The sequence below is a fragment of the Streptomyces iakyrus genome, assembly GCF_000717055.1.
In the GTDB taxonomy this organism is placed as follows: Bacteria; Actinomycetota; Actinomycetes; order Streptomycetales; family Streptomycetaceae; genus Streptomyces; species Streptomyces iakyrus.
The window spans coordinates 1-375 of the sequence record NZ_JNXI01000109.1 but is presented as its reverse complement, the minus strand read 5'-3'; the positions used below and the strand labels follow the sequence as shown (position 1 = coordinate 375).

The following is a 375-nucleotide window of genomic DNA, read 5'->3' as shown; positions in this document are numbered from 1 at the left end:
CAATGGAATGGCGCCGCATGTTTTCCGCTTAACAACCGATGCTTGGCGCCACGATCCAGTCGCGCGCAATCACGTTGGGCGGCCTCATGGCAATCGTCGCGCCGGCGCAACAGTAAAATCGCTCAATCGATCCGCGGCGATAGCCACGCTAGGAATTATCAAACTCACTCATAATCAGCCGAGATAGTGCTTCTGGCCGTTCCATTGGAAGAAAATGGCTATTCTCCGGAAAATTGAATACGCGAGTTTGAGGTGCAAGTTCGACAATCTTCTTCGCATCGACATCACTTACAGTGCTAAATCGCGAGCCGTAGGCCAACAGTAACTTGCCTTTGTAACGTGGAAGAATGTCCCAAAAATCGGTCGTCGCGGCCT

General features: G+C 51.7%; 1 protein-coding gene. It reads right to left on the bottom strand.

Features of this window, described 5'->3' with window-relative positions:
- Window positions 1-148: 148 nt before the first annotated feature.
- The coding region (locus OO68_RS47285; protein WP_209442693.1) for an alpha/beta fold hydrolase at window positions 149-375 on the bottom strand (227 nt) is incomplete at its 5' end.